Annotated in this window: 17 protein-coding genes; 2 read left to right on the top strand and 15 right to left on the bottom strand. The window is 69.5% G+C overall.

What is annotated here, in order from left to right:
- Positions 1-87: 87 nt before the first annotated feature.
- The 3 genes from ACWF82_RS18800 to ACWF82_RS18790 all read right to left on the bottom strand — a co-directional run bounded on the left by ACWF82_RS18800 (position 88) and on the right by ACWF82_RS18790 (position 4,100).
- Positions 88-2,358 (bottom strand): polyribonucleotide nucleotidyltransferase, encoded by a 2,271-nt coding sequence (locus ACWF82_RS18800; RefSeq protein WP_452502733.1) that lies wholly within the window; start codon positions 2,356-2,358, stop codon positions 88-90.
- A 375-nt stretch (positions 2,359-2,733) separates the two neighbouring features.
- A complete protein-coding gene (gene rpsO, locus ACWF82_RS18795; protein WP_019048089.1) occupies positions 2,734-3,003 on the bottom strand; it encodes a 30S ribosomal protein S15 in 270 nt (89 codons plus the stop codon).
- Between the two features lie 128 nt (positions 3,004-3,131).
- Positions 3,132-4,100, bottom strand: a complete 969-nt coding sequence (locus tag ACWF82_RS18790; RefSeq protein WP_452502731.1) for a bifunctional riboflavin kinase/FAD synthetase — start codon at positions 4,098-4,100, stop codon at positions 3,132-3,134.
- Positions 4,101-4,201: 101 nt separating this feature from the next.
- Between ACWF82_RS18790 and ACWF82_RS18785 the strand changes: the two genes are divergently transcribed.
- A complete protein-coding gene (locus tag ACWF82_RS18785; protein WP_452502729.1) occupies positions 4,202-4,969 on the top strand; it encodes a metal-dependent transcriptional regulator in 768 nt (255 codons plus the stop codon).
- Here ACWF82_RS18785 and ACWF82_RS18780 read toward each other — a convergent pair whose 3' ends face one another.
- The 7 genes from ACWF82_RS18780 to ACWF82_RS18750 form a co-directional block, all read right to left on the bottom strand.
- Complete coding sequence (locus ACWF82_RS18780; RefSeq protein WP_452502727.1) at positions 4,970-5,803, bottom strand: hypothetical protein; 834 nt, start codon at positions 5,801-5,803, stop codon at positions 4,970-4,972.
- Positions 5,804-5,957: 154 nt separating this feature from the next.
- The gene (locus ACWF82_RS18775) at positions 5,958-6,380 is read right to left on the bottom strand and encodes an EF-hand domain-containing protein (protein ID WP_452502725.1); all 423 of its coding nucleotides are present in this window, start codon (positions 6,378-6,380) and stop codon (positions 5,958-5,960) included.
- 166 nt (positions 6,381-6,546) lie between these two features.
- Positions 6,547-7,479 (bottom strand): tRNA pseudouridine(55) synthase TruB, encoded by a 933-nt coding sequence (gene truB / locus ACWF82_RS18770; RefSeq protein WP_452502723.1) that lies wholly within the window; start codon positions 7,477-7,479, stop codon positions 6,547-6,549.
- Complete coding sequence (gene npt / locus ACWF82_RS18765; protein ID WP_452502721.1) at positions 7,479-8,150, bottom strand: 4'-phosphopantetheinyl transferase Npt; 672 nt, start codon at positions 8,148-8,150, stop codon at positions 7,479-7,481. Before npt ends, truB begins: the two co-directional genes overlap by 1 nt.
- A 20-nt stretch (positions 8,151-8,170) precedes the next feature.
- Positions 8,171-9,112 (bottom strand): metallophosphoesterase family protein, encoded by a 942-nt coding sequence (locus tag ACWF82_RS18760; protein ID WP_452502789.1) that lies wholly within the window; start codon positions 9,110-9,112, stop codon positions 8,171-8,173.
- 161 nt (positions 9,113-9,273) lie between these two features.
- Positions 9,274-10,407, bottom strand: coding sequence for a lipase family protein (locus ACWF82_RS18755; protein ID WP_452502719.1), 1,134 nt, complete (start codon positions 10,405-10,407; stop codon positions 9,274-9,276).
- Between the two features lie 104 nt (positions 10,408-10,511).
- On the bottom strand, positions 10,512-11,858 hold the full coding sequence (locus tag ACWF82_RS18750; RefSeq protein WP_452502717.1) for an MATE family efflux transporter: 1,347 nt from the start codon (positions 11,856-11,858) through the stop codon (positions 10,512-10,514).
- 463 nt (positions 11,859-12,321) lie between these two features.
- Here ACWF82_RS18750 and ACWF82_RS18745 point away from each other — a divergent pair, with 463 nt between their 5' ends.
- Positions 12,322-13,479, top strand: a complete 1,158-nt coding sequence (locus tag ACWF82_RS18745; RefSeq protein WP_452502715.1) for an MFS transporter — start codon at positions 12,322-12,324, stop codon at positions 13,477-13,479.
- Positions 13,480-13,724: 245 nt separating this feature from the next.
- On the opposite strand, the gene ACWF82_RS18740 is transcribed toward ACWF82_RS18745, so the two are convergent.
- The 5 genes from ACWF82_RS18740 to ACWF82_RS18720 form a co-directional block, all read right to left on the bottom strand.
- Positions 13,725-14,741, bottom strand: coding sequence for a DHH family phosphoesterase (locus ACWF82_RS18740; RefSeq protein ID WP_452502713.1), 1,017 nt, complete (start codon positions 14,739-14,741; stop codon positions 13,725-13,727).
- 62 nt (positions 14,742-14,803) lie between these two features.
- Entirely contained in the window at positions 14,804-15,253 is a 450-nt protein-coding gene (rbfA, locus tag ACWF82_RS18735; protein WP_189024213.1) for a 30S ribosome-binding factor RbfA, read from the bottom strand.
- A gap of 95 nt (positions 15,254-15,348) precedes the next feature.
- Positions 15,349-15,642 (bottom strand): DUF503 domain-containing protein, encoded by a 294-nt coding sequence (locus ACWF82_RS18730; protein WP_452502787.1) that lies wholly within the window; start codon positions 15,640-15,642, stop codon positions 15,349-15,351.
- 89 nt (positions 15,643-15,731) lie between these two features.
- Positions 15,732-18,725, bottom strand: coding sequence for a translation initiation factor IF-2 (gene infB / locus ACWF82_RS18725; RefSeq protein ID WP_452502711.1), 2,994 nt, complete (start codon positions 18,723-18,725; stop codon positions 15,732-15,734).
- A 109-nt stretch (positions 18,726-18,834) separates the two neighbouring features.
- Positions 18,835-19,164 (bottom strand): YlxR family protein, encoded by a 330-nt coding sequence (locus ACWF82_RS18720; protein WP_452502709.1) that lies wholly within the window; start codon positions 19,162-19,164, stop codon positions 18,835-18,837.
- Between the last annotated feature and the right edge of the window lie 43 nt (positions 19,165-19,207).

The following is a 19,207-nucleotide window of genomic DNA, read 5'->3' as shown; positions in this document are numbered from 1 at the left end:
CGGCGGCTGCGGCTGCCCGGACACGACGAAACCCCCCGCCGTGCGATACGGCGAGGGGTTTCGGCAGGTGGTGAAGCTACCGCGCGCTTACTCCGCGGCGGCGGTCTCTTCGGCGGGAGCGGCGGCCTCGGCCGTCTCCTCCTCGACGGGGACCAGCGAGATCTTGCCGCGGTTATCGATGTCGGCGATCTCCACGCGCAGCTTGTCGCCGACGTTGACCACGTCCTCGACCTTGGCGACGCGCTTGCCGCTGCCCAGCTTGGAGATGTGCACCAGGCCGTCACGGCCCGGCAGCAGCGAGACGAACGCGCCGAAGGCGGTGGTCTTGACGACCGTGCCGAGGAAGCGCTCGCCGACCTTCGGCAGCTGCGGGTTGGCGATCGCGTTGATCGCGTCGATCGCGGCCTGCGCCGACGGGCCGTCGGTCGCACCGACGAACACGGTGCCGTCATCCTCGATGGAGATGTTGGCGCCGGTGTCCTCGGTGATCTGGTTGATCATCTTGCCCTTGGGCCCGATGACCTCACCGATCTTGTCGACCGGGATCTTGATCGCGGTGACGCGCGGGGCGTACGGGCTCATCTCGTCCGGGGTGGCGATGGCCTCGGCCATCACGTCCAGGATGGTGGTGCGGGCGTCGTGCGCCTGGTTCAGCGCACCGGCCAGCACCTGCGAGGGGATGCCGTCGAGCTTGGTGTCCAGCTGCAGGGCGGTGACGAACTCACGGGTACCGGCGACCTTGAAGTCCATGTCGCCGAAGGCATCCTCGGCGCCGAGGATGTCGGTCAGCGCGACGTAGCGGACCTCGTCCTCACCCTTGTCGTTGGTGACGGTGTCCGACACCAGGCCCATGGCGATACCGGCGACCGGCGCCTTCAGCGGCACACCGGCGTTGAGCAGCGACAGGGTCGAGGCACACACCGAACCCATCGAGGTGGAGCCGTTGGAGCTCAGCGCCTCCGAGACCTGACGGATGGCGTAGGGGAACTCCTCCTGCGAGGGCAGCACCGGCATCAGCGCACGCTCGGCGAGCGCGCCGTGGCCGATCTCGCGACGCTTCGGCGAACCGACGCGGCCGGTCTCACCGGTGGAGAACGGCGGGAAGTTGTAGTGGTGCATGTAGCGCTTGGTGGTCTCCGGGCCGAGCGAGTCGACCTGCTGGGCCATCTTCACCATGTCCAGGGTGGTGACGCCCATGATCTGGGTCTCGCCACGCTCGAAGATCGCCGAACCGTGGGCGCGCGGGATCACGTCGACCTCGGCGGAGAGCTGACGGATGTCGGCCAGACCGCGACCGTCGATGCGGAAGCCGTCGGTGAGGATGCGCTGACGCACCAGCTTCTTGGTGACCGAGCGGAACGCCGCGCCCAGTTCCTTCTCGCGACCGGTGAAGTCGTCACCGAGGCGACCGAGCACCTCGGCCTTGATCTCGTCGATCTTGGCCTCGCGGGCCTGCTTGTCGGCGATCGACAGCGCCTCGTTCAGCTCACGCTTGGCGGTGCCCTCGACGGCCTCGAACACGTCGGCGGCGTACGGCGGGAAGAGCGGGAACTCCTCGGTCGGCTTGGCGGCCAGCTCGGCAAGGTCCGACTGCGCGCGGCACAGGCGGGCGATGAACGGCTTGGCGGCCTCGAGACCCTCGGCGACGACGGCCTCGGTAGGCGCCTGCGCGCCGTCCTCGATCAGGGCGATGACCTTGTCGGTGGCCTCGGCCTCGACCATCATGATGGCGACGTCACCGGTCTCGGTGACGCGACCCGCGACGACCATGTCGAACACGGCGCCCTCGAGCTGCTCCACCGTCGGGAACGCGACCCACTGGCCACCGATCAGGGCGACGCGCACGCCGCCGACCGGGCCGGAGAACGGCAGGCCGGAGATCTGGGTGGACGCCGAGGCGGCGTTGATGGCCACCACGTCGTAGAGATCCTGCGGGTCCAGGCTCAGCACGGTGACCACGACCTGGATCTCGTTGCGCAGGCCGTCGACGAACGACGGGCGCAGCGGACGGTCGATCAGGCGGCAGGTCAGGATCGCGTCGGTGGAGGGGCGGCCCTCGCGACGGAAGAACGAGCCGGGGATGCGGCCCGCGGCGTACATGCGCTCTTCGACGTCGACCGTCAGCGGGAAGAAGTCGAACTGGTCCTTGGGGTGCTTACCGGCGGTGGTCGCCGACAGCAGCATGGTCTCGTCGTCCAGGTAGGCGACGACGGAGCCGGCGGCCTGCTTGGCCAGACGGCCGGTCTCGAAGCGGATGGTGCGGGTGCCGAAGCTACCGTTGTCGATCAGCGCGACCGACTCGAAAACACCGGGCTCGACCTCGACCGCAGTCGAAGTACGTTCAGTTGTCTGCGTCATTTTTCTTCTCTCGACCTCTCGTCTCGCCGGAGCGCAGCACCATGTGGGCGCGAACCGGCTATTCGTCAGCCGTACCGGACACGGACACGTGGAAACCCTCCTGGTCGCCACGCGCAGCACCCGGCCGTATCCCCTTGGAAGCGGCGACGCGGAGGCGGTCATCGATCGAAGCCCGACGGCGGTGAGGAACACGCCAGCCGAAAGGCCACTACCGAAGACCGACGCCACGCGGACGGATGCACACGGCTGTCACATGTTGTAGTGCACGAAGGAACCCGATGGTCCCCGAATACACGAATAGCCAACGAGAAGAAGTGTACTTCTTCCCATTGGCTACTCGCCGACCGCCTCAGCGGGGAGGCGTGTCGAAGCAGATCAGCGGCGCAGGCCGAGACGCTCGATGAGCGAACGGTAACGCTCGATGTCCTTGGCCTGCAGGTACTTCGACAGGCGGCGACGACGACCGATCAGGGCCAGCAGGCCGTGCCGGGTGTGGTGATCGTGCTTGTGCTGCTTGAGGTGCTCGGTCAGGTCCGAGATCCGCTTCGACAGCAGCGCGATCTGCGCCTCCGGCGAGCCGGTGTCCTTCTCGTGCAGGCCGTATTCGGCCAGAATGGCCGACTTCTGCTCAGTGGTCAGCGCCATGCGGCATCGACTCCTATTTCTCAGTTCCGCGCTCGAAGTTCCGGTTACCCGGGAGGGGCGCCACCGCGGACCGCAGCAAACCCGAGGAGCTACTTTACTTGACCCGTAACGACGCCTCGAATCGGGTCTCAGGCGTCGGCGGCGGTGAGGACCTTGCGCGCGTTCTCGACGTCGCGGCCCATGGCCTCGACCAGGTCGTCGATGGTGTCGAACTTGCGCATGCCGCGCAACTGCTCGACGAAGTCGACCCCGACGTGCTGGCCGTACAGGTCGGCCTCGCCGTCGAGGACGAACGCCTCCACGGTGCGCGAGCGCCCGGAGAACGTCGGGTTGGTGCCGACCGAGATCGCGGCCATCGCGCGCTCACCTGGCTCGACCGTGCCGATGGCCGGGCCGTGCCCGAGGACGGTGAACCAGCCCGCGTACACGCCGTCGGCGGGGATCGCGGCGTGCATGGGCGGGGCGACGTTGGCGGTCGGGAAGCCGAGCCCGCGACCACGGCCGTCGCCGTGCACGACGACGCCTTCGACGCGATGCGGGCGGCCCAGCGCTTCGGCGGCCGCCGTCATGTCACCGGCGTCGACACAGGATCGGATGTAGGTGGAGGAGAAGGTGACGGCGTGCTCGCCGAGCAGGGTGACCCCGTCGACCTCGAAGCCGAAGCGGCCGCCGAGCTCGCGCATGGTGTCGACGGTGCCGGCGGCCTTCTTGCCGAAGGTGAAGTTGTCACCCACGACGACCTCGGTGACGTGCAGACGTTCCACCAGCAGGTCGTGGACGTACCCGGACGGGGTGAGCTTCATGAAATCCTGGGTGAACGGCATCACGCAGAACACGTCGATGCCCAGTTCCTCGGCGAGTTCGGCGCGCCGGGGCAGGGTGGTGAGCTGGGCGGGATGCGAACCGGGCCGCACCACTTCCATCGGATGCGGATCGAAGGTCATCAGAACCGACGGAACACCGCGCTTCTTCGCCGCGGCCACCGCACGGCTGATCAGCTGCGCGTGCCCACGATGCACGCCGTCGAACACGCCGATCGTGAGGACGCAGCGCCCCCAGTCCGCGGGCACATCGTCGAGACTTCGCCATCTCTGCACAGAGCGAAGCCTACGCAAAGCGGTACGGGAACAGAATTCCGGTGTGAGGAGGATCCTCGCACCGCGCCGTGCCGTTCGCCGATGTGGCATTCGGGCCAGGGATGCCTAACATCAATGATGTGCCAGGTAAACGAGATGTCGCTCCCCGCCGCGCGTCGACGCAGCTCGGTGAACAGGCCGAACTCGCTGCCACCGCGACGATCGCGCCCGAGTTGTCCGCGGTGGCACAGGACTACCTGAAGGTCATCTGGACCGCGCAGGAATGGTCGCAGGAGAAGGTGTCGACGAAGCTGCTCGCCGAGCGGATCGGGGTGTCGGCCTCGACGGTGTCGGAGGCCGTGCGCAAGCTGTCCGATCAGGGTCTGGTCGAGCACGCCCGCTACGGCGCGATCACCCTCACCGAGCACGGCAGGCGCGCCGCGATCGCGATGGTGCGCAGGCATCGGCTGATCGAGACCTTCCTGGTGAACGAACTCGGCTACGGCTGGGACGAAGTGCACGACGAGGCCGAGGTGCTCGAGCACGCGGTCTCGGAACTGCTGATGTCACGCATCGACGCGAAACTCGGCCACCCCGACCGCGACCCGCACGGCGACCCCATCCCCTCCGCCGACGGCGCCGTCCCCACTCCCCCGGCCCGCCGCCTCAGCGACTTCGCGGCAGGCGAATCCGGCCGCGTTGCTCGCATCTCCGACTCCGATCCGGCGATGCTGCGCTACTTCGACTCGGTCGGGATCGCCCTCGACACGGTGATCGAGGTCGAGGAGCGCCGCGATTACGCAGGCACCATCGCGGTCCGCATCGCGGCCGCCAACACCCCCACCGAGCTGGGAACTCTTGCCGCCGAGGCGATCTGGCTCACCGCCTGATCAGCAGTTGAAGTAGCTCCGCAGGCGGTCGGGCACGCCGTCGGCGGTGGCTTTGTCCCAGCAGGTGGTGTGCGGGAACAGCACATAGGTGGTCCAGGTTCCCGAGGTGCGGGTGATGATTCGCTGGTTGTCACCGGGAGTGGCCCAGGAGACAACGGCCCACTGTCCGTCGCACTCGCTGATGTCGGCGGCCGGTGCCGGGTCGACGCCGAGTTCGGTCTCGATGGTGGATTCGGCGCAGGCCGTGGCCGGTTCGGATGGCGCGTCCTGGAAGCGGAGCTGCCCGGTGACGGTGGCGCCCGCATCGACCAGGAACAGTGAGTGCATGCCTTCGGGGACGGGGTTCGTTCCCGCGGGCGCCGTCATGCCGAAGCGGTAGCAGCCGGTCGCGGTGGCGAAGACGGCCAGGCCGGACGAATCGGTGACGCCGGTCAGGCGCTGCGTCTCGGTGGTCTCGGCGACCGGGATGTCGTGGCTCGCCGGATCACACGGTTGCTGGAGCGAAAGGTACACGGGCACACCGGGAACCGGAACACCCGACAGCGTCGCGGTACGCAGGACGACGGTGCCTGTCGCGGATGCCGGCGGCGGGCCGGGCTGTGCCGGGGTGGTGGGCACAGCGGTGGTCACGGGGGCGGTGTCGACCGGCGCGGCGGTAACCGGGCCTGCGGTCGGCGGGATGAGGACCGGCGGTCGTGACGTACTGGTCGCGGTGGTCGGACGGGCCGAGCTCGGGGTACCCGGTGTCTGCGGGTCACCACCTCCACATCCGGCGAGCAACAGTGCTGTCACACCGGCGATGACGCCGATCCAGGTCTTCCGCATCGCAGCCATGATTCACCCTCCGAGCCGCCAGATATACATCGTGGCTATCGCCCGGTGCGGTGCGCACGTTAACGACAAATCCAGTGGCACTGACACAGTGGCGCGGCACCGATCGACGGGTCGACAGCGGGTGACGACCGCGCTGCCGATCTCCCCCTGGATTTCAGCGCGACAGGAAGTCCAGCAATACCCGGAATTCCGCGAGGGACAAGTACCCGTCGCCGTCCTGGTCCGCGGCGGCGAGCAGATCACCGGCCGGTTCCTCGATCCGCCCCGCGCCGACGTGGCGGATCAGCGAATCCAGTTCGGTGACCGAGATTCGCCCGTCTCCGTTGACATCGAACACCCGGAACGCCGCCTCGGCATCGGTCACCTCGATGCGCCCCTCGACAACAGCCGCATCGAATTCGGCACGCGAGACCAGGAAGTCACCGTTGGTGTCGGCGGCCGCGACCAGCCGTTCGATCGCCGCGTGGTCGACTTCGGCACCGGCGGAACGGATTCCGGCCGCGATATCGTCGACCGATACCAGACCGTCACCGTCACGGTCCCACAGCGCGAATGTGTCGACCTGTTCTGCAGTCATCTCGCTACCCTTCCCCGCGGGCGGCGATAACCATGGCGCCGGCCGTTACCGCCACTGTACGTATCCGAGGCGCCGGTGGGCCGCGGTGGGCCGCTGCACGTCGGCCCGATCCTGGCAGCGGGTATGCCGGGCAGACCCTCCCTGCTCGGAGGACTGTCCGCGAGGGTCAGTCGCCGATGCCCTGTGGGCGGACCACCATCACCGAGGCGGCGCGCTTACCGCTCTCTTCCAGCAGGGCGATGGCACGGCCCGCCGGGTCGATCGCGGCGTACACGCCTTTGCGGCCGATCGGTTCGAGCCAGCGGCCGTTGCGCAGGTCGTTCGCCTGGGAATCGTCGATGTCGCGGTGCGGGAAGGCCGTGCGCACCGCGGTGTCGATATCGAGGCTGAGCAGTGGCTGTTCGGCCTCGGCCGCAGTCGCCAGTTCGTCGAGGGTGCGGGCGTGTTCGAGGGTGAACGGGCCGACCCTGGTGCGGCGCAACGCGGTCAGGTGGCCGCCGACGCCGAGGGCTGCGCCGAGGTCACGGGCGAGGGCGCGGATGTAGGTGCCCGAGGAGCATTCGACTTCCACGTCCAGGTCGACGAATTCGCCGTCGGCGATATCGCGGCGGGCCAGGATGTCGAAGCGCGACACGGTGACCGGACGCGCGGCCAGTTGGACGTCCTCGCCGGCGCGGGCGCGGGCGTAGGCGCGTTCACCGTCGACCTTGATGGCGCTGACCGTGGCGGGCACCTGCTCGATGTCCCCGGTCAACGCGGCCACACCCGCGGCGATCTGCTCATCGGTGACGTGCAGCGCCGGCGTGGTCGCGGTGACCTCGCCCTCGGCGTCGTCGGTGATCGTGGCCTGGCCGAGCCGGATGGTCGCCGTGTACGCCTTGGTGGTGAGGATCAGCTGCCCGAGCAGCTTCGTCGCCCGTTCCACGCCGAGCACGAGGACACCGGTGGCCATCGGGTCGAGGGTGCCCGCGTGACCGACCTTCTTGGTGCGCAACAGTTTCCGGCTGCGCGCCACCACGTCGTGACTGGTCCAGCCGCCGTCCTTGTCGACGATCACCAGCCCGCCGAGCTGGTCGACCGCGGGCGTACGCGCGGCCATCAGCCGTGCGCGATCGCGGTCAGGATCAGCCCGTCGGCGATCAGCCAGCGTCCGTCGAACGAGGTCAGCGGGGCGCCGCCGTCGTTCGTCAGACCGGGGACGAGCAGCTTCGTGTGGAACGTTCCCGAGCCGGAATCGGCGGTGCGGGAATCGATCTCGAAGGTGATGTGCGCGTCCTCGAAGCCGAGCCAGCGCAGGGTCAGCGGGAACCAGGTCTTGTAGGTGGCTTCCTTCGCGCAGAACAGCAGGCGATCCAGGTGCAGGCCCTCACTCGGCGCACCGGCCAGCCAGTCCCGCTCGGCGGGCAAGCTGACCGATTCGAGCACGCCGTCGGGCAGGGCGCCGTGCGGTTCGGCGTCGATGCCGACCGAGCGGAACCGCAGCGCGTGCGCCATCGCGGCAGCACGGTAGCCGTCACAGTGGGTCAGGCTGCCGACCACACCGCGCGGGAACAGCGGCATGCCGCGCTCCCCTTTACCGATCGCCACCGGCGGCTCACCGAGCTGCTCGAGCGCCAGCCGCGCGCAGTGCCGGGCACCGATGAAGTCACGGCGCCGCTTCTCGACCGACTTGGCGATGAGATGTTCCTCGGCCGGGTGCGCCTTCAGGTCCTCGGGGTACGCCAGCAGCTCGGCAGCGGCCACCCCGGACGGCAGAATGTTGTCAATCATCAGGTCCCAGCCTAATGGGGTCACAGACCGCGACGACGATCAGCTTTGGCGCGCATCTCGGCCGCCGCGGCTTCCATCTCCGGGGTCACCGTGAAGTGGCCGCCCCAGGCGTTGAGGTCGCCCTCGGCGTAGACCGGTTCGGGCAGGATCTGGCGGAGCAGGGGCTCGGGCATGCCGCGGCGTTTCCATTCGCGGGGGTAGCCGAGGGAGACCTCTTCGAAGCGGACGCCGTCGTAGTAGGTGGTGCGCGGGATGTGCAGGTGGCCGTAGACCGAGCAGACCACGTTGTAGCTGGTGTGCCAGTCGGCGGTGAGGTCGGTGCCGCACCACATCGAGAACTCGGGGTAGAACAGGATCTCGGTGGGCTGGCGGACCAGCGGGAAGTGGTTGACCAGGACCACCGGGGTGTCGGCGCCCAAGGCGTCGAGGCGGCGCTGGGTGTACTGCACGCGGGCGTGGCACCAGGCGTCGCGGGTGAGGTACGGGTCGGGGGTCAGCAGGAATTCGTCCGTGGCGACGACATTGCGCTCGCGCGCGACGGCCAGGCCCTGGGTCTTGGTGGTGGTCCCGGCGGGCAGCCACGAGTAGTCGTAGAGCAGGAACATCGGCGCGATGGTGACGCGGCCGCCGTACTGCTCCGCGCCGGATCCGGTCCACACCGGGAACGGGTCCTCCGGTGTCACGACGTCGAGGTCACGGCACATCGCGACGAGGTAGTCGTAGCGGGCTGCGCCGTGCATCTGCACCGGGTCCTTGGGCGTGGTCCACAGCTCGTGGTTGCCCGGCACCCAGATGACCTTCGCGAACCGGCCACGCAGCAGCTCGAGCGCCCACCGGACCTCTTCGGCCTTCTCGCCCACGTCGCCCGCGACGATCAGCCAGTCCTCCGGCGAATCCGGCTGGATCTGCTCCACCACCGGCTTGTTGCCCTGATGCCCCACGTGCACATCACTGACCGCCATCAACTTCGGAATCACCTGTCCACAGTGGCATACGCGTGCGGCGGCGCGTCCGTGGGTTCACCGATCGGGCGGCGTCTCGGCCACCAGCAGATCCAGCAGCCCGGGGAAGCGCGCGTCGAGGTCGGCGCGGCGCAGGGCGACGGTGCTGCGGTTGCCGTAGCTCAGGCGCGGAACAGCCCGTCGACGAAGGTCAGCACGCGATCGCGCGAGGCTTCCTCGATCTCCTCGTGCGAGACCGAGTACGTCTCGACGTCGACCTGGGTGCCCGAGGCGCGCAGTTGGGACAGCAGGGTGAAGGTCATCGGGATCGGGACGACGGTGTCGGTGGCGCCGTGGGTGATCAGCACCGGTTCCTGGTAGCCGGCGGTCGGGGCGACCATGTAGTCGCGCAGGCCGGTTCCGATACCGTTGTCGGCCATCGGTTTCGCGAGGACCGACCCGAGTGACATGCCCGCCGAGAGCTTGTCGAAGTCCTGGACGCAGGCGGTGGAGATGGCGTCGACGAGGGTCCGGCCCGGTTCACTGAGGTGCCCGTTCACGTCGAGGTCGGGGCGGGTGGCGCGCAGCCCGGCGAGCATGCCGGCGAACGGGCCGGTGAGCCGGTCGACCATCGGCAGGTTGGGCACCTGCGGACCCGCCTGGGCGAGGATGTTCTCGTAGTTGGACTCCGGCGCCATCGCCACGGTGCCGCGGAAATCGAGGTCCGGCGCGTAGCCGGTAGCGAGGTTTCCGGTGGCCAGCGCGGCGTGCCCACCCTGGGACGAGCCGACGACGGCCCACCTGGTCGACAGCGCGGGCACCGCGGACCGTGCCGCCTTGACCAGGTCGACGGTTGCCGTCGCCTCCGTGCGCGTGTGCAGGTACGGGTGGACGGTCCGCGAGTGCGGCGACAACCCGACATAGTCCGGGGCCACCACGGCCCAGCCGCGATCCAGGAATGCTTGCAGCAGCGGCCGATCGTGGGCCGCCTTCGTCGTGGTGATGCCGCACTGTGGGCCGAGTCCGCTGGTGCCGTGGTCCCAGGCCACGATCGGGTAGCCGCCCGCGGGCGCGGGTGAATCGGGGAGCAGCACCAGCCCGGCGCTGTCGGCCAGTCCGCCGGTCGGTCCTTCGGTGCGGTAGTCCACGATCGCCGCGCGCGACCAGTCACCCCAGCCCACGGGCTGGTCGACATGCGCGAGGAGCGCGCCGGTACCTTCCGGAGCCGCCTGTGCCGCGGGTATCCCCACCCCGGCACCGGCCAGCAGCAGTGCCGCACCGGCCGCCAAGCGCAGGCAGGCACTTCTCGAAAACACGTCCAGCACCGCTACTTCGCCTCCATCATCGGCTCGAAGTCATCCGTTCCGACGGTAGTGCGACATCGCGATCGGGGGGATCGGTGTGACGAGCACCACTTTTTTCAGGCGGCTCCGCTCGGCACATCGGCGCCGACACGAGCCCAGCGGCCGGAACGAGCCCGGGCGACAACGGCGATCAGGCGCAGCAGCATGAAAGCGACCAGGCCGGACCAGATCCCCGCCACGCCCCAGTCGAAGACGAGCGACAGCCAGATCAGCGGAAGGAAGCCGGCGAGGGCCGCGACGAGGGTGGCGGTGCGCAGGAACGCGGCGTCGCCCGCGCCGAGAAGGACGCCGTCGAGCGCGAAGACCGCGCCTGCCACGGGGATCATGGCGACGAAGAACCACCAGATGACGTGGGTGCGATCGAGGACCTGCGCGTCGTCGGTGAACAGCAGCGGGATCACGCCCGCACCAGCGGCGAAGACCGCGGCCAGGACCAGCGCGAAGATCTCCGACCAGCCGGTGACCCGGCGGGCGATACCCTTCGCGCCCCGCGCATTACCGGCACCCAGCGCGGCGCCGACCAGGGCCTGAGCGGCGATGGCGAGCGAATCCAGGGTCAGCGCAAGGAAATTCCACAGTTGCAGGACCAGCTGGTGGGCGGCGACGGACGCGGCGCCGAAGCGCGCGGCGACCGCGGCGGCGGAGACGAAGCACACCTGGAACGACAGGCTGCGCACGATGAGATCGCGGCCGAGCACCAGCTGCGCGCGCATCACCGCGGGGCGCGGACGCAGCGAAACCCGTTCTCGCAGCAGCGCGTAGACGAACAGGGCGCCGGACACGAGCTGCCCGGCGAGATTCGCCACCGCCGAACCGGCCAGTTCCATCCGCGGCGCGCCCAACAGCCCGTACACCAGCACCGGGCACAGCACGGCCGACAGTGCCAGTCCCGCAACCACATACATCAGCGGGCGGCGCACGTCCTGCACGCCACGCATCCAGCCGTTACCCGCCATCGACAGCAGGATCAACGGCACACCGCACAGCGCGATGCGCACCCAGATCAGCGCCTCGCCGGCGATCTCGCCACCCCCGGCGATCGCCGCGCACAGCGGCCCCGCGAACAGCTGCACCACCAGCACGATGAGCACACCGATCCCCGCGCCGACCCAGCTCGCCTGAATACCCTCCTCGACCGCACCCGCCCGATCCCCCGCGCCGTGCCGTCGCGCCGCACGCGCCGTCGTGCCGTACGACAGGAACGTCAGCTGGGTGCTGACCGTGCCCACGATGACGCCACCGACGGCCAGCCCCGCCAGTGCCAGCGCCCCGAGCCTGCCGACGACCGCCATGTCGAACAGCAGATACAGCGGCTCGGCGACGAGAACACCGAGCGTAGGCAACGCAATCCCGAGAATCCGCCGCGGACCGACCTGGCCCTCCGGATCATCTATCGAATTCACGCCCGGCCTCCCCCGTCGATGGGCGCCCCGTTCCGGCGCACGCCAGTGCTGATCACGGCCGATGGTCGCACGCCGCACCGACAAACCAGCGGCGACGGCATGCGGTCCAGTCGCCCAGGCGCTCAGACCGAGCACCGGACGTTCCCCGCGCATCGGAGGACGCGCCGCCCGAACAGACCGATCGACATCGTGTGCGCGACACCGACCGAATCGATGGGCACCGTGGCCGACCCGGAGGCACCGTGGGCGCGACGCGGGCTTGGTCGCTCGGCATCATGAGTCGATGCCGTCCGAATCGATGGACGTCACAGACGGGGCTGATTTCGGAAAGTCGCGTGATGCACGCCCGGGCGGGGCATTATTGGTCACCCGCCCAGATGCTGCCGGTGTGGGTACACCGCACGCTCGGGCGAGCGAACACCGCGAACTCCCTGTTCGCCCGGACCACCGAGGACGATCGACCATGGCGAACCGATGGCGCATGATCACGGCGTTTGCCCTGGTCGGCGCGGCCACACAGCTGGTGTGGCTCACCTACGCGCCGGTGACGACCGTCGCGGCCGAGCATTTCGGTGTCTCCGAATCCGCGGTCGGCTGGCTGGCCAACATGTTTCCGCTGCTCTACGTCGTCCTCGCGGTGCCTTCGGGCATCCTGCTCGACCGCTGGTTCCGGCCTGCGCTGATCGCCGGTGCGGCGCTGACCGCGTTCGGCGCAGGGCTGCGGTTGCTCCACGACGGGTTCGCGATGGTGTTCGTCGGGCAGACCGTCGTCGCCGTGGCGCAGCCGCTGGTGCTCAATGCGATCACCGGCGTCGCCGGGCACTATCTCGACGAGAAGGACCGGCCGACGGGAATCGCGGTGGGCACGGCGAGCACGTTCGCCGGGATGGCCGCCGCCTTCGTCCTCGGCGCGGCGCTGCCGGCGGAATCCCAGCTGGGAACACTGGCGGCGATCGGTGCGCTCTTCGCCGGCGCGGCCGCGATCTGGCTGACGGTGGAGCTGGTCCGTGCCGGACGCGGACCGGCGGCGAGTACCCAGACGTCGCTGTCCGCCCTGCGCGCCACGCTCGGCGACAGCTATGTGCGCAGGTTGTGCGTCGCGGTGTTCTTCCCGTTCGGCGCCTTCGTCGCCTTGGCCACCTACGGTCAGGCGCTACTGGAACCCGCTGGCGTCAGCGCCGATGCCGCCAGCATCGTGCTGCTGATCAACGTCCTCGCGGGCGTCGTCGGATGCGCGGTCGTCCCGGTCGCGGTGCTGCGTCGCGGTGTCGAGCTGCCCGCGGTCATGGTCGGCCTCACGGCCAGCGCGTTCGCCTGCCTGCTTGTCGCCGTGGCGCCGGGGCTGGCCACCGGATTCCTGGCCTTCGTCCTGATCGGCCTCACGCTGTTGCCCGCGCTGCCGATCGTCCTCACGATGGCCGAACGCCACACCGGGGCGGCGGAAGGCACTGCGGCGGGACTGATCTGGATGACCGGCAACCTCGGCGGCCTGGTCGTCGCCGGTGCCACCGGACTACTCGTCGACCGACCGGCACTCGCCTTCGGACTGTGTGCTGCCACAACGATTCTGGGCGTCCCGCTCACCATGCGCCTTCGCCGCACGCCCGTCCAGGTCGGCTGATCGGCTACCGGCCTCACCCGGGCCGTCACCAGCCTGGGCACTCGCCCGTCCGGACCGAGTCGATCGGCTGGGCCGTCGCCGGGCCGGGCCGGGAATGCGCCTGGCCCCCATCCTGTTTCGACCGCCGGTGCTGACTCCGGGCCGAACATGATGGGACGGGCTGGACCGTCACCAGCCTGCGCCGGACCGGTCAGCTGGACCCGCCCGCCTTGGCTGGACTGGACACCCGGTGTCCAACTCGGCGATCAACCGAGTGCGGTGACCAGTGCCCGCACCACGTCAACCGCATTGCCGTACGTCGTGTACCCCGCCGCGAACCGATGCCCACCCCCACCGAACAACCCGGCGATCGCGGCGACATCCACGCCATCGGCAGCACCGGGCGCGGAATCACGGGAGCGCAGCGAGACCGTCCACCGGTCGTTCTGACCGCGGGCTTCCTTGAAGACGGCCGCGATCCCCGCTTCGGCGGTGGTGCGGACGACGTCGATGACGCTCTCCACCTCTTCGGGCCCGACTTCGTGGGTGTCGGCGGCGCGCACCAGCGCGTAGACCAGCCCGACGCCCGCGGCGGACGGGACGACGACGGCCGTCGACAGCACCTTCGACAGCATCGGCAGCCACGAGAACGGGTGGGTGTCGAGCAGCACGCGGGTGATCTCGGCGCCGTCGATCCCGGTGGCGAGCAGCCGCTCGGCCATGGCGTGACTGCCGGTGCGTGCCCAGCGGAACGATCCGGTGTCGGTCACCAAGCCCGCGAACAGGCAGTGCGCGATATCGGCGTCGATCGGGATGCCCCACGCGTCGAGCAGGCGGGTCACCAATTCGGTGGTCGACGCCGCCGACTCGTCGATCAGGTCGACAGTGCCGAAACCGTCGTTGGCGCGGTGATGATCGATGACCAGCGTCGTCGCCGCACCGGGCAACCGGTCGGCGAGCGCGCCGAGCCTGCTGCGCGCGCCACAGTCGACGACGACCAGCAGATCGACCTCGAGCGGGACCGCGGCGGGCGCCACCAGCAGGTGACCGCCGGGCAGCGTCCGCAGCGAGGCGGGCAGTTCGGCGGGCTCGGCGAACGACACCGCCACCGGAACGCCCTTGCGCTCCAGCGCCAGGGCCAGCGCGAGCCCGCTGCCGATCGTGTCGGCGTCGGGCTGCACGTGACACAGCACGGTCACCGAACGCGCCGCCGCCACTGCGGCGACGGCGGCGTCGAGCACCATCGCGTCCCGGGCGCCGGTCATGCTGCGTCCGATCGGCATGCCCGGGCGCCCTGCGTGCTCACGCAGGCTTCCGTCGCCCGGCGCTGACCGTTCATATCGGGTTACTCGTCGCCGTCGTCGTCGCGATCGGCCTTGTACGGGTCGGCCTCACCGGCGTGGGTGGCGTTGGCCGCGACCTTGGCGACCTCGTCGTCGATGGCCCGAGCCCGGGCGAGCAGCTCCTCCATCTCGCGGGCGGCGTCGGGCACCTTGTCCAGCGTGAACGACAGGATCGGGGTGAACTTCACCCCGGTGCCGGCCCCCACCTTGGACCGCAGGACGCCCTTGGCCGCGTCCAGACCGGCGGCAGCGGCCGCGTAGTCGGGTTCGGTGTCGAGCGTCTCGCCCATCACCGTGTAGAACACCGTTGCCTCGCGCAGGTCGCCGGTCACCTTGGCATCGGTGACGGTGACGAACCGCAGCCGCGGATCCTTGATCTCGTACTCGATCGCGGTGGCCACGATCGCGGAAATCCGCTTGGCGAGTCGGCGTGCCCTGGCTTGATCCACCATGGGTCTGACTCCTCTCCTGGGCGGCACGGGTGGGGCCCTGCGTGGTCACGCAGGCTACCGCCTCCGGGCCTTGACACCCGTGCCGCATCTCTACTTCAGTCTTCGGGTCCGAAGATCCGGCGGCGTACTGCCAGCAACTCTATCTCCGGACGCGCGGCAACGTGCCGCTCACACTTGTCGAGCACCTCGTTCAGGTGCCCGGGTTCCGCACTGACCATGGCCACCCCGAGCAATGCCCGGCGATGCAGGTCCTGATCTCCCGCCTCGGCGGCGTTCACGGCGAAGCGCTTCTGCAGCTCGGCGAGAATCGGGCGGATCACCGACCGCTTCTCCTTGAGCGAATGCACGTCACCGAGCAGTAGATCGAATTCGAGCGCACCGATATACAGCGGTGCTCACCTCCTGGTAGATGGATTGCCCGCATGACCGCACGCCGCACCCGATGACTCGGATGCGGCGTGCGGAACGGTGTGCGTTATCAGTCGCGCGGCTTCTCGCGCAGCTCGTACGCCTCGATGATGTCGCCGTCCTTGATGTCGTTGTAGGTCACGGTCATACCGCACTCGTAACCTTCGCGCACCTCGGTGGCGTCGTCCTTCTCCCGCTTGAGCGAGGAGATGGTCATCGTCTCCGCGATCACCCTGCCGTCGCGGATCAGGCGCGCCTTGGCGTTGCGCTTGACCGAACCCGACAGGACCATGCAGCCGGCGATGTTGCCGACCTTCGACGAACGGAAGATCGCGCGGATCTCCGCCCGGCCCAGCTCGACCTCTTCGTAGATCGGCTTGAGCATGCCCTTGAGGGCCTTCTCGATCTCGTCGATGGCCTGGTAGATCACCGAGTAGTACCGGATGTCGACGCCCTCGCGGTTGGCCAGCTCGGTGGCCTTGCCCTCCGCACGGACGTTGAAGCCGATGATGATCGCGTTCGAGGCCGACGCCAGGTTGACGTTGGTCTCGGTGACGCCACCGACACCGCGGTCGATGACGCGCAGACGCACCTCGTCGTCGATCTCGATGCCGAGCAGGGCCTCTTCGAGGGCCTCGACGGTACCGGAGTTGTCGCCCTTGAGGATCAGGTTGAGCTCCGAAGTCTCCTTCAGGGCGGCATCCAGATCTTCCAGGCTGATCCGCTTGCGGCTGCGCGCGGCCAGTGCGTTGCGCTTGCGCGCATTGCGGCGGTCGGCGATCTGGCGAGCGATCCGGTCCTCGTCGACCACGAGCAGGTTGTCGCCTGCGCCGGGCACCGAGGTGAAACCGACGACCTGGACGGGCCGCGACGGCAGGGCCGCCTCGACATCGTCGCCGTGCTCGTCGACCATGCGGCGCACGCGACCGTAGGCGTCGCCCGCCACGATCGAGTCACCGACGCGCAGCGTGCCGCGCTGGATGAGCACGGTGGCCACCGGGCCACGGCCGCGGTCGAGGTGCGCCTCGATGGCGACACCCTGGGCGTCCATGTCCGGGTTGGCCCGCAGGTCGAGCGAGGCGTCGGCGGTCAGCAGGACCGCTTCCAACAGCGCGTCGATGTTGGTGCCCTGCTTGGCCGAGATGTCGACGAACATGGTGTCGCCACCGTATTCCTCGGTCACCAGGCCGTATTCGGTCAGCTGCTGCCGGATCTTGTCCGGGTTCGCGCCTTCCTTGTCGATCTTGTTGACCGCCACCACGATCGGCACGTCGGCCGCCTGCGCGTGGTTGATCGCTTCCACCGTCTGCGGCATGACGCCGTCGTCGGCCGCGACAACGAGGATCGCGATGTCGGTGGCCTTCGCACCACGGGCACGCATGGCGGTGAACGCCTCGTGACCCGGGGTGTCGATGAAGGTGATCAGGCGCTCTTCGTCGTTGAGGTTCGTCAGCACCTGGTAGGCGCCGATGTGCTGGGTGATGCCACCGGCCTCGCCCTCACGGACGTTGGCCTTACGGATCGTGTCCAGCAGTCGGGTCTTACCGTGGTCGACGTGACCCATGACGGTCACGACCGGCGGACGCTGCTCGAGGTCTTCCTCGCCGCCGGCGTCCTCGCCGTAGGTGAGATCGAACGATTCCAGCAGCTCGCGGTCTTCGTCCTCGGGGCTGACGACGTGGACGACGTAGTTCATCTCGCTGCCGAGCAGCTCGAGGGTCTCGTCGTTCACCGACTGGGTCGCGGTGACCATCTCGCCGAGGTTGAACAGCGCCTGCACGAGAGCAGCCGGGTTCGCGTCGATCTTCTCGGCGAAGTCCGACAGCGACGCGCCGCGGGCGAGACGGATGATCTCGCCGTTGCCGCGGGGCAGCCGCACGCCACCGACGGCGGGCGCCTGCATGTTCTCGTATTCGGCGCGCTTGGCCCGCTTCGACTTACGGCCACGACGCGGAGCGCCACCGGGACGACCGAACGCACCCGCAGCGCCACCACGGCCGCCGGGACCACCCGGACGACCGCCGCCGCCACCGGGACGACCACGGAAACCACCGGCCGCGGGCGCACCGGCACCCTGACCTGCACCGGGGGCACCGCCACCGCCACCGCGGTAGCCGCCACCGCCGCCACCGGGACGACCTGCGCCGCCACCGGGAGCGCCACCCGGACGACCCGGACGGCCACCGGCCGCCGGACCCGGACGCGCGGAGCGCTGGGGCATGGCACCGGGGTTCGGACGCGGAGGCATCGAACCCGGGTTGGGACGCGGACCACCGGGACGCGGGGCACCGCCCTGCGCGGCGGCCGGACGCGGGCCACCCTGACCCTGACCGGGGCGGGGGCCGCCCTGACCGGGAGCAGGACGCGGACCACCCTGGCCGGGAGCCGGACGGGGACCGCCCTGACCCGGAGTCGGACGCGGGCCACCCTGCGGGGCGGGACGCGGCGCCGGACGCTCACGGTCCGGGGCGGAGCTGAACGGGTTGTTGCCGACGCGCGGGGTCTTCGGGCCCGGCTTCGGGCCGGGACCGGCCGGACGCGGGGCCTGGGCACCCGGTGTCGGCTGGCCCGGACGGGCCTGACCTGCGGCGGGCTGACCCGGACGCGGTGCGCCGGGCGCCGGACGCGGACCGGGCGCCGGAGTGGTACCGGCCGGCTTGGCGGTCGGCGCGGACTGCGCGGCCGCGGGGGTGGGGCGAGCGGCCGGAGCCGGCTTCACCTCAGCCGGAGCGGCCGGTTCGGCGGGTGCCGGAGCCGGTGCCGCGGGGGCGGCAGCGGCGGGGGCCGCCGGAGCCGGACGCGGACCGGGACGCGGACCACCCGGGGTCGGCTTGGCACCCGGACGGGCTGCCTGGGACGGACCGGGACGGGCCGCCGGCTTCGCGTCGGTCGCCGGGGCGGACTTCGACGCGAGCGATTCGCGCAGACGACGGGCGACGGGTGCTTCCACCGTCGAGGACGCCGACTTCACGAACTCGCCTTGCTCCTTGAGCTTCGCGAGTAGTTCTTTGGACGTGACACCGAGTTCTTTGGCCAACTCGTGCACGCGGGCCTTGCCTGCCACTGCTCTCCTCACTGAGAGGCCGAGCAGTGCCACCGTGTAAGGGGACGGCGGCCCGCACGACCTCGGGTTATCTCCGATGGACGTTCATCGTTGGTGCTTCACGGTGTGCTCATGAGTGCTCGTGCCTGTTCTCGAGGTACTGCTCCAGGGCTGAGATATCCAGATTTCCGGACACTCGTAGGGCTCTGCCGAATGCTCGGCGCCGCTCTGCGGAACGCAGACAAGCTGAAACGGGGTGCAGCCAGGCACCCCGTCCGGGAAGTCTGCGCCGCGGATCGGGAACGATCGCAACAGCCGAGGCCCCGGCAGAACCGGTGTCCCGATGCTGCGCCACGATCCGCAACAGTTCGGCAGACGGCTCGCGCTGACGGCATCCGATACAGGTTCGAACGGATTGCGCGGGCCGGTCTTCTACCCACTCTACCGGTGACCCGGTCATAACGACGAACCCCTCCCCTTCCGAAGTTACGAACATGTCATCC

The organism is Nocardia sp. NPDC055053, from assembly GCF_053608285.1.
The sequence above is the reverse complement of the archived record's forward strand: the minus strand, read 5'-3'. Positions and strand labels throughout refer to the sequence as shown.